The organism is Oceanobacillus luteolus (assembly GCF_042678205.1).
Classification (GTDB): Bacteria; Bacillota; Bacilli; order Bacillales; family Amphibacillaceae; genus Oceanobacillus; species Oceanobacillus luteolus.
On sequence record NZ_JBHUDE010000005.1, the window covers coordinates 291,350 to 301,291 of the forward strand.

The following is a 9,942-nucleotide window of genomic DNA, read 5'->3' on the forward strand; positions in this document are numbered from 1 at the left end:
TTTTGCGTGATCATCGCATGTGAGACGTTCTCGCGTCTGATTGTGCTGTGATTTTGCGTGATCATCGCATGTGAGACGTTCTCGCGTCTGATTGTGCAGTAATTTTGCGTGCTCATCGGACGTGAGGAGCTCTTGCGTCTGATTGTGCAGTAATTTTGCGTTTTCATCGCACGTGAGAAGTTCTCGCGTCTGATTGTGCTGTGATTTTGCGTGCTCATCGCACGTGAAAAGTTCTCACGTATGATTGAGCTAGTTATTTGGCATGCTCGTCGCACGTGAGAAGTTCTCACGTATGATTGTGCTGGTTATTTAGAATGTTCATCGTACGTAAGATCAGGCTTATTAATTCACCTAAAGAATTATCCGTTTATATATTCGCACAACTTCAATGACATTCAATTCCAAAAACAGTATAATTGGATGGGAAAATGGATTGTACATGTCCACCGCCGACTAAGTTGCAGAGGAGTATGTTGAGATGAAGCGATTCATGTTTGTACTTATGTTTTGTTTATTGGTTGTACTGGCAGCTTGTTCGAATGATGATACGACTAATGTGGAACAAGAAGAGCGAGTCGTTGCTGTCGAAACCGCTGAAGTGAAGGAAGAAGATTTCATTCTAGAGCGGGTCCTGTACGGACGGGCCATTCCGAATCAAATCACGCCTATCATTCTGCCGCTTGCTGGGGAATTAACAGAACTCGATGTCTCAAATGGTGAAACGGTTGAAGAAGGTGACCGGATTGCTGTTTTTTCCACTGCTCAAGGTAGCACTACCGTCACTGCTCCTGCAGATGGAAAAATCACAGGCCTCCAAGCTTCCGAAGGGGATATGGTATCAAATGAAGAGCCTTTTGCAACCGTCGCGGATACGGACGTAATGATCGTAGAATTTGCAGTAACGGCAGAACTCCAACAAATTCTTACAAAAGATGAAACGTATACGGTGGAGGTCGCAAATGAAGAATTCCCAGCAACCGTCACACAAATCGATTTTACTCCAGATGATTCTGGACTTTATCCTGTCCAGGCAACTGTAGAAAATGAGGAAAATATCATCTTGCCTGGTATGGTAGCTAGAATTACGATACCGGAACAAGTGATTGAAGATACACTTCTCGTACCGACACAAGCAGTCGTTCACGAAAATGATGAAGACTTTATATATGTCGTAACAAACGACAAAGCCGAAAAACGCACAATCACCGTTCTGGAAACAGGTTCGGACACTTCTGCCATTGAAGGGGAAATAGAGGCAGGCGAAGAGGTGGTCATCACCGGCCAGCTCACTTTATCCGACGGCGACCAGGTAGATGTCAAAGAGGAGGAATAAGCATGAAGCTCGTAACCACATCCGTGAAACGGCCAGTAGGAGTCGTCATGATTGTTCTCGCAATTCTTGCGCTTGGATTTGTTTCCCTCCGTAATCTTGCCGTGGACCTTTTTCCAGAAATTGAATTACCGATTGCAGTCGTAGCGACGAGCTACCAAGATGCTGCGCCTGAAGATGTTGAGAACCTGATCAGCAGGCCGATTGAAGGAGCGGTCAGCACGATAGAAGGAATCGACTCGATTCAGTCCCGCTCACAAACTGGTGCCTCTGTCGTCATCATGATGTTCAAAAATGGAACAGACCTTGACCAGGCCCTTTTAGACGTCCGGGAAAAAGTCGACCAGGTCAAAGGCTTTTTACCGAACGAAGCGGAAGAACCGAATATTCTCCGGTTCAGTCCGGATGCATTGCCGGTCATGTGGGTGAGCCTGACAGGCAGCGAACCGGAACGGCTGACAGAAATAGCTGAAAATCAAGTCGTCCCTTATTTTGAACGGCAAGAAGGAATTGCATCGGTGACGGTGGAAGGTGGCAAGGAGCGGGAGATACAGGTCATCCTGGAATCTACCGATCTGAAGCAGTATGGCATCAGTGCCAATGAAGTCGCACAAGCAATAAGTGCAACGAACAACTCCGCATCGGTAGGGACGGTGGAAAAAGGGAATCAAGACTTGCAGCTCCGAGTGATTGGAGAAATTGAGTCTATCGACGATATCAAGGAAACAATCATTCAAACGCCTGCAGGAGCGACCATTTCTGTGGAGGATGTCGCTGAAGTAGTGGATACATATAAGGAAAGTGATAGTCTCACCCTTGTCAATGGAGAGCCGTCGCTTGTTTTGTCTATCATGAAAAATACGGATGCCAATACTGTAGAAGTCGCAACGAATATCCGTGATAGTATTCCGGGGATAGAAGCAGAACTTGGGGAAAGTGTCGCGGTGGACGTCATTATCGATACGTCGGAATTTATCCAGCTATCCATCGATTCGGTGACGTCGAATATTATCATCGGTGGTTTGATTGCCATTGGGATTTTATTGCTCTTTTTGAAAAGCATCCGCGCAACGATCGTGATTGGAGTGTCGATTCCAATTGCACTCATTTCCACATTTGCACTCATGTATTTTACCGGTCAAACGCTGAATGTGCTCACCCTTGGAGGTCTCGCTCTTGGGGTTGGGATGATGGTGGACAGTTCGATCGTTATTTTGGAAAATATATATTCTTATCGGAGACGTGGAGCGAGTTTGTATGAAGCGGCGACGAAGGGAGCTTCTGAACTCACTCCTGCATTAATTGCATCGACAACAACGACAATCGTCGTATTTCTACCGATTGTGTTTGTCGAAGGGTTCGCATCAGATTTATTTACTCCACTGGCGTTGACGGTATCATTTGCGCTTGTCGCTTCACTTGTTGTGGCGATTACGCTTGTGCCGATGCTATCATCTCAGTTATTGTCTAAGGTCGTTGATAAGGACGGGAAAACATATTGGTTTGAACGATTCTTAAATTGGCTGCGGGATAAATACGCAAATGGACTCCGTCGCACCTTGAAATTCAGGAAAACAACCGTGCTCATCACTTTTTTGATTTTATGTGGCAGTTTTGCACTTATTCCAATGATTGGCGCCGAGCTCATTCCGGCTTCGGATCAAGGCCAGGCTCGAATTAGTGTAGAGACCGAATCGGGCAGTTCTCTGGAATATGTGGAAGGTATCGTCGAACAAATCAATGAAAAACTGATTGCTTATGAAAAGGATATCGAAGTGAGCTTTCTCTCTATCGGTGGTGATGGAGTTGGTCCAGGAGGTGGATCGAGTAATAATGCCACCTACACGATTCAACTCGTTCCATTGGATGAAAGGGATATCTCGACAAATGATTTTGTGAAAAATATCGAGGAGGACCTGCGTGACATCGCGGGTGCTGAAATTACTGTTTCCATGATGGAAAGCGGCATGAATTTTGGCGACCCGATTTCGATTGAAATCAATGGGCCGGAACATGAAGTCCTTCGAGATCTAGCCGATGAGGTGGCCGAGGAAATCTCTACGGTAGATGGGGTGCTTAATCCGACATCTGGAGCGGCTCAAGGGATTCCTCAGCTCACGATCCGAATTGATGAGGGCCACGCTGCGATGTATGGACTCACGGAGCAGCAAATAACTGGGCAAATTCAGCCTCATTTCAATGGTCAGCTTGCCACAAGATACCGGGAGCGTCGCCAAGAGATCGATGTCATGCTTTACTATCCGGAAGATGAAAGAAGCACGATTCATGATTTAATGGAGCTGAATATCCAAACGCCGACCGGTGCAAGCATTCCGCTGAATGAAGTTGCTGAATTTATCGAAATCCAAGGCCCCGTTGCGCTCATGCGGCAAAATCAGCAGCCGCAAATGAATGTGACGAGCCAAATCATTGACCGGGATTTGGGAAGTATTGTAGAGGATGTAGAAGCAAGACTTGCGCAGATGAATCTGCCAGAAGGCTATAACTATACAGTCGCCGGTCAAGCAGAGGAAATGGAAGAAGCTTTTATTGATTTGGGCTTAGCTTTAATCTTTTCTATTTTCCTTGTCTATGCCGTCATGGCTATCCAGTTTGAAAGCTTTCTGTATCCGTTCATCATCATGTTTGCGATACCGACGTCAGCAATCGGTGTGTTACTCGGATTATTTGCGACCGATATTGCATTATCCGTTCCCGCGATAATCGGGATAACGATGCTTGCGGGGGTTGTGGTGAACAACTCAATCCTGCTTGTCGATTATACCAATCTGTTGAGAGAGCGGGGCATGGAGCGGATGGAGGCTATTGTGGAGGCAGGAAAGAACAGGTTAAGGCCGATTCTGATGACGACCTTCACAACTGTGCTCGCGCTGATTCCGCTAAGTCTTGGAATAGGGGAAGGAGCAGAACTGCAGCAGCCGCTTGCTGTCACGGTCATCTTCGGACTCAGTACATCAAGTATTTTCACGTTGTTTTTAGTTCCTGTCATATACTTGTTGTTAGATAATCTATCCAAAAAAATTAAGGTGAAATAATTAAAGCAGGTTGCTCCTATTCATTAGAGTAACCTGCTTGCTTCATATATCAATCTTCATTAATAAACCATGACTGGCATTGCAAAGCGATTTGTATGGGAACGTCATGCATCGTTATCACTTTTGTCGGTCTCGCTCTCGTTGTAACTTTTAAGGACGCTAACCCCATTTTTCGTTGAATCATCGTTTCCGATAGCATGATCCGTTCGATTCTATCTCTCCTCATAATAAAGAGCCGAGTCGATACACCGACTTTTCTAAGCTGTAGAAACTGTCCATTGAGGGAATAGCTGCTGCATAGCCCGCTGACTATCTGAGAAGTCAGTGTGATGACAAAAGCTAATACCGCAATATACCAAAATCCTGGTATGAATAGGAAAATTCCTAGAGGCAACAAAAGCCAAATATACATCGTCCTTAACAGCTTCACCAGGATGGAGCGCTTCGGTATGTTGCTCATGCTCCCTGTAATTTCGAAAGACGGTACAACTTCCGGAACCAGGGTAAAAGCTTTTTTACGATTGATAAAAGGAAATAAGATATTAGAGGCTTTTATATCCTCGTCGTTTACATCTGTAGCACTGATCAATCTGACATTCACGATTTTTAACATCCGATGAATGAGGCCGCTGTTGATGCTCAAAGCCTGGATATTGTCTTTAGGAATGGAAGAACTGGTTTTACTTCCGATTCCTTTTTCCATATAGATGCGGTGTGGATCAGAAGTGACGACCAACCCACCGTACTGGATGAATGTTTTCAAAAATCCGTAGATCATGGAACATAGGATCAACAATGCAATTCCCAAGATGAGCATTTGTATAGATGTCTGGAAATATGCGATAGCTTTATTGATATGTTCTTCAATTGGGAGAAACTGACTTAACTGCGAATAAACAGAGTATAAGACACTTAGGAAAAACAGCAACCGCAGCGAAGTGAGGGAAGCAATAAGAATTTCATTGGTTTCTATCGTATAGTGGTGGGTAAAGTTTTTATCCTTATGTCCTTCCTTCTGGTCTTTGTCGCTCGCTACAGGTTCGTTTACTTGGATATTACCATATTTCGAAAGTATTTTTTTAATTTGTTCTGCTTCTTCAATCGTAATCATTTCTAGTTTAATGGAGCTGTCTCTATCACTGGAACCCACATCAATCAATAATGACGTGAGCCCCAGCATACGATGAATCAGTAATGTGTTTTGATTGATCCCTTGTACAAGATCTAATGGAAAAAATCTTTTCATCTTAACAAATCGGCCCTTTTGGACATAGATTTCTTCCTGGTCAAAATAATAACCAAAACGATACCATTCCAATACCGATGCTCCGATTTGATAGACGGTGAATAATCCAATTAAAGTTGTTCCGTACCATGAGAAAATAGAGTTGGATGACATATCCAAAACGATAAACAAAAAGACGATAAACAGAATCAAACTTCTTATTGATTTAAACAATCTAAAACCTATCCAGATAGGGTGCAGCTTCTTTAAAGAAGAAGTTTGTTCATACACGCTGTTCTTCTCCATCAGCAGCCTCCTTTGCTTTATACAAGTCCGTCAAGGAAGCAATGTAGCTACGGATTTCAGAAGCTTTTCTTTCTGGAAGGCCGGGAATCTCATGAATATATCCAACCGTTCCGATTTTAACCGTCGCCAACTTATATCTTTGTAGGATAGGACCTTGATACGTATCAACGAAATATACTTTGTTCATCGGAATGATCATATGTGTTTTTTTGAACGCTCCACCATGTTTGAGTTGTATACAATTGCCGTCAATTTCATATCTCCATGTTCTTTGCTTGTATACAGGAACGATTATTAGTTCGATGATGGCGGAAACAAAGGTGATTCCCATCAAGGAATAAATTACAATTCCTATCCAATTCGGCCACTGATAGGAATAATCGAAATAGAGAAGAAAGGATAGCAAGCCTAGAAAAATGATAGTATGAAACGCATCCGTAATTCTCCATACTTTTATTGCGTCTGGTGAGATTTTTTGCGTTGGTTCTTTTAATACATACATTTTTATACCTCCTTTTACCTCTACTGCAGAATATAATACTTCTTATGCGCTAAATTTTTCCTCCCCTAAATTCAAGAAAATTTCCTCCAAAGATGGCTCTTCTACTTCTAAACGGTAGATATTGATCTGCTCACTCACTAAATAATTGTTGATTTTAGGGATGACACTTTCATCTTCCACAAAGAGTTCCAAATGATCCGATGTTACTTTCATATTTTTAACCAATGAAGAGAGTTCGGTTCGTAATTTGATTTGCTTACTCTCTGAAATGGAATCATGTTTAATATAAACGGAAATATTGTCCTGATATTCTCTCCTTAGTTGGTGCATGCTTCCTTTTGTCTGGATTGTCCCTTTGTTCATGATGGCAATATCATCGCATAACTTTTCAACCTCATCTAAGTTGTGGGATGTCAAAAAGACCGTCGTGCCTTGGGCTGATATATCTTTAATCAGAGTATGGATATTTAAAATGGAATTGGCATCGACACCGGATGTCGGCTCATCTAAAAATAAGAGCTCCGGTTTATTGATGATCGCTTGCGCAAGTCCAAGTTTCTTTTTCATCCCAAATGAGTAATTTTTGGTCTTTACATTTATCGCATCTTCCAATTCAACTTGCTTTAAAATTTCTTTCAACTCATTAGTAGTCAAGGAAAGACGCAGTATTCGACTATAATACTTCAGATGCTCCAAAGCAGTAAAATTCTCATAGAAAGTGGAATAATCCGGCAACACTCCAATTCGATGTCTTACTCTGTGTAATGAATCTCCCTGTTCTCCGAGAATCTCAAAAGAGCCAGAGGTCGGCAGCGTCAATCCTGTAATCATATTGATGAAGGTAGACTTTCCAGCTCCGTTTTTACCTAAAAAGCCAAAGATGCTACCTTTCTCTATTTCAAGATTTAAATGATTAACGACGGTCTTATTACCGTACTTTTTCGTCAAATCCTTTGTGCTAAGTGCTTTCATTACAAATCTCTCCTTTTAAAGACCATTAAGCTCAATACTAAAAAGATCAAGGTGAAAATTAACACAAAATAAGTGTAGGACGTATGGTCCTGTGTATAGTAAAAATAGGGAGTGACATAAGAGATAGACTTGATGATAAAGTTTTTCGTAAACATCCCCCAAATGCCGATAATAGGTAAAGCAATAGAAAGACTGATTCCCAAAAACATCGTTAAAGACGGATTTCTAATGATGGTAGATAGAAATAATGTCAAACCGATGAAATAAGATACATAGATGACGCTTTGAATGAACTCTGAAAAGTAAAATGCGTGTGAAAACGGAACGATCAACAATAAAGCAATCACTAGACAGAACATCCAAAATAAAAAGTTGCCTAAAAATTTACCGAGAATAATATTTTGTCTCGAGGTTTTTGTTGCTAAAAATCGAATGGTTCGGGAATCGACTTCCTTATTGACGATGCTATGGGAGATACTCGTGACAAAAAGGGGAGATGCTACAAATAGAAGTAGCATCAATCCACCGACATAAGCATTGTCTCCCAATCCCAAATCTTTAAGTTGCATTTCAAATTGACTGATAAGCTTTGCTGAACCGGTCGTCACTCCAAAAATAAAAAGGATGATAATGATCGATCGAATACTTTTAAATTGAGATGTAAATTCTCTCCACGTTATGGCAAACATAAACTTCGCTCTCCTTTCTACTACTAACCGTTATGCTGATGCCTTCAAGCTTTTATTGCGGCCGTTGGCTTTGATGCCTGCAATAAGGTAGGCACAACAAGCCAAGACGCCTACAAATAAAGTAAGGATGGTACTTAGTATAGCTGTAGAGATTAACAGTTTTCCTGCAGCACCCGGGTTACCACTTTTCTTAATCAACACAATCGAAATCACTCCGATGACTGCGCAAATGAGGGAGACGATTCCAACATATAGGAAACCATTCTCTAAAAATGTCAGGATCTGCCCGGCGGTCACTTCGGTTACATTTTCATCGCTGATGAATTGCTGTGCCAACTCTTCCGCTCCAGAACTGTTTTGAACTCCATTCGATAAAACAAGACTCCCTGCAAATAAAATACTGAACAAAACAACCCCAATTACTAAAAACAAAACTTCTCCATTGCTTTTCATTTTTTTCGCCTCCAAAAAAATATTTTTAAAATTATCTTAATTGAACCTTACCATAAAGTTAAATTAAAAATCAACACTTTATTTAACTTTATTTATAATTTAATAAAATATATTTAAGTTTTTGGTAAAAAACCCTTTTATTTTATTTAAGAACGTGGTATATTAAAAACGTGAGGAGGGAATGGAAATGATTTACAATGACCTACCAACTTGGATATCATCGTTGGAGAGTGAAGATGTAGAGTTTGTCAGGAAATTTGTTTTGAGCTCGGGATCGCTTAAACAAATAGCCAAAGATTACGAAGTTTCCTATCCTACAGTAAGAATTCGGTTAGATCGCATCATACAAAAGATTAATTTAAATGTGGACTTGGAAAAGGAAGCCCTAGTCAATTATGTAAGACAGCTCGCGATTGAAAACCGTATCAGCTTAGAAGATGCAAAATCTATAATTAATAAATATAAAATAGAAAAGGAGAATGAAAAATGAATGAATTTACATCTATCTTATTGATTATTGCAGCGTTGGTTTTACAGTATTTTTTATCGTCCCGTAGCAATGCTTATTTAGGAGCAATCGTCCCTGTTCTATTTGTATCTTGGTTGACTTGGATGTTCGCTACGGAACGGATTGAAAGTACCTTAGCTTACGTATTATTCCTACTGATTGGTCTTCTGTTCTTATCACAACAATGGTCATACGGACGGAAGTCATATCGCAAAAGAAGCCAAGATGAATTGGATAAAATGAAAAGACATGATATAAAATAAATAATTTGATTTTTCATCATATTTATTGGAAAAGTAATATATAATCTATATAATAGAGTTGGGAATGGGATAACATAGGGGCATTTATCGGTTAATAAAGATAGGGGATAGAGGTTGCGGCTCTACCCCCATATTCTATAATCAAACTTGAGAATTGATGTAATCGATGATGTATTGGATACCAAGTCCTCTTAGGATCATATCTAATATTAAGTCCCTATTAGCCCATGCCCATTGTGCAGCTCTTACACCTAACTGTGCTACGATTCTTAGGAAAGTTGCCATTCATGTCACCTCCTTAAACTTGAAAGAGAAATTACCTCTAAACCCCCGATGTACTACAATCAAACTTGAGAATTGATGTAATCGATGATGTACTGGATACCAAGACCTCTCAAGATCATGTCCATGATTTTTCCTTTGTTAGCCCAAGCCCATTGTGCAGCTCTTGTGCCTAATTGCGCTACGATTCTTAAGAAAGTTACCATTCATTTCACCTCCCTATATGTTGAAAGAGAAACTACCTCTCAATGTTTGTAACTGCTAAACTATAATAGACAGTTATTGCTAAATAAGAATGAACACTTTCTATGGGGATAGGCATGTAAAAGGATGTTGCCCCGTAGGGGCGACAGCCT

Annotated in this window: 11 protein-coding genes; 4 read left to right on the forward strand and 7 right to left on the reverse strand. The window is 41.0% G+C overall.

The features are described 5' to 3' along the window. The first annotated feature begins 478 nt into the window (after positions 1 to 478). Together ACFSBH_RS01870 and ACFSBH_RS01875 are read left to right on the forward strand one after the other, a co-directional pair. On the forward strand, positions 479 to 1,333 hold the full coding sequence (locus ACFSBH_RS01870; protein ID WP_251516097.1) for an efflux RND transporter periplasmic adaptor subunit: 855 nt from the start codon (positions 479 to 481) through the stop codon (positions 1,331 to 1,333). Positions 1,334 to 1,335: 2 nt separating this feature from the next. Then, on the forward strand, positions 1,336 to 4,386 hold the full coding sequence (locus ACFSBH_RS01875) for an efflux RND transporter permease subunit (protein ID WP_379595748.1): 3,051 nt from the start codon (positions 1,336 to 1,338) through the stop codon (positions 4,384 to 4,386). 49 nt (positions 4,387 to 4,435) lie between these two features. On the opposite strand, the gene ACFSBH_RS01880 is transcribed toward ACFSBH_RS01875, so the two are convergent. The 5 genes from ACFSBH_RS01880 to ACFSBH_RS01900 are packed head-to-tail and all read right to left on the reverse strand — an operon-like array spanning position 4,436 to position 8,533. Then, positions 4,436 to 5,917, reverse strand: a complete 1,482-nt coding sequence (locus ACFSBH_RS01880) for a PH domain-containing protein (RefSeq protein ID WP_379595750.1) — start codon at positions 5,915 to 5,917, stop codon at positions 4,436 to 4,438. Next, positions 5,895 to 6,419 carry a PH domain-containing protein gene (locus ACFSBH_RS01885; RefSeq protein ID WP_251516089.1) on the reverse strand — a complete coding sequence of 175 codons (525 nt, stop codon included), beginning with the start codon at positions 6,417 to 6,419 and terminating at the stop codon, positions 5,895 to 5,897. Before ACFSBH_RS01885 ends, ACFSBH_RS01880 begins: the two co-directional genes overlap by 23 nt. 42 nt (positions 6,420 to 6,461) lie before the next feature. Next, positions 6,462 to 7,391, reverse strand: coding sequence for an ABC transporter ATP-binding protein (locus tag ACFSBH_RS01890; protein ID WP_379595752.1), 930 nt, complete (start codon positions 7,389 to 7,391; stop codon positions 6,462 to 6,464). After that, the gene (locus ACFSBH_RS01895; RefSeq protein WP_251516085.1) at positions 7,391 to 8,080 is read right to left on the reverse strand and encodes an ABC transporter permease; all 690 of its coding nucleotides are present in this window, start codon (positions 8,078 to 8,080) and stop codon (positions 7,391 to 7,393) included. Before ACFSBH_RS01895 ends, ACFSBH_RS01890 begins: the two co-directional genes overlap by 1 nt. A gap of 30 nt (positions 8,081 to 8,110) precedes the next feature. Continuing rightward, positions 8,111 to 8,533, reverse strand: coding sequence for a DUF4064 domain-containing protein (locus ACFSBH_RS01900; protein WP_379595755.1), 423 nt, complete (start codon positions 8,531 to 8,533; stop codon positions 8,111 to 8,113). Positions 8,534 to 8,720: 187 nt separating this feature from the next. Here ACFSBH_RS01900 and ACFSBH_RS01905 point away from each other — a divergent pair, with 187 nt between their 5' ends. After that, positions 8,721 to 9,023, forward strand: a complete 303-nt coding sequence (locus tag ACFSBH_RS01905; RefSeq protein WP_379595757.1) for a DUF2089 family protein — start codon at positions 8,721 to 8,723, stop codon at positions 9,021 to 9,023. After that, positions 9,020 to 9,304 carry a hypothetical protein gene (locus ACFSBH_RS01910; RefSeq protein ID WP_379595759.1) on the forward strand — a complete coding sequence of 95 codons (285 nt, stop codon included), beginning with the start codon at positions 9,020 to 9,022 and terminating at the stop codon, positions 9,302 to 9,304. The genes ACFSBH_RS01905 and ACFSBH_RS01910 overlap by 4 nt, the downstream gene beginning before the upstream one ends. A gap of 141 nt (positions 9,305 to 9,445) precedes the next feature. Here ACFSBH_RS01910 and ACFSBH_RS01915 read toward each other — a convergent pair whose 3' ends face one another. Both ACFSBH_RS01915 and ACFSBH_RS01920 read right to left on the reverse strand, forming a co-directional pair. After that, the gene (locus ACFSBH_RS01915; RefSeq protein ID WP_379595761.1) at positions 9,446 to 9,589 is read right to left on the reverse strand and encodes an aureocin A53 family class IId bacteriocin; all 144 of its coding nucleotides are present in this window, start codon (positions 9,587 to 9,589) and stop codon (positions 9,446 to 9,448) included. Between the two features lie 59 nt (positions 9,590 to 9,648). Continuing rightward, a complete protein-coding gene (locus ACFSBH_RS01920) occupies positions 9,649 to 9,792 on the reverse strand; it encodes an aureocin A53 family class IId bacteriocin (RefSeq protein ID WP_379595763.1) in 144 nt (47 codons plus the stop codon). Positions 9,793 to 9,942 lie beyond the last annotated feature (150 nt).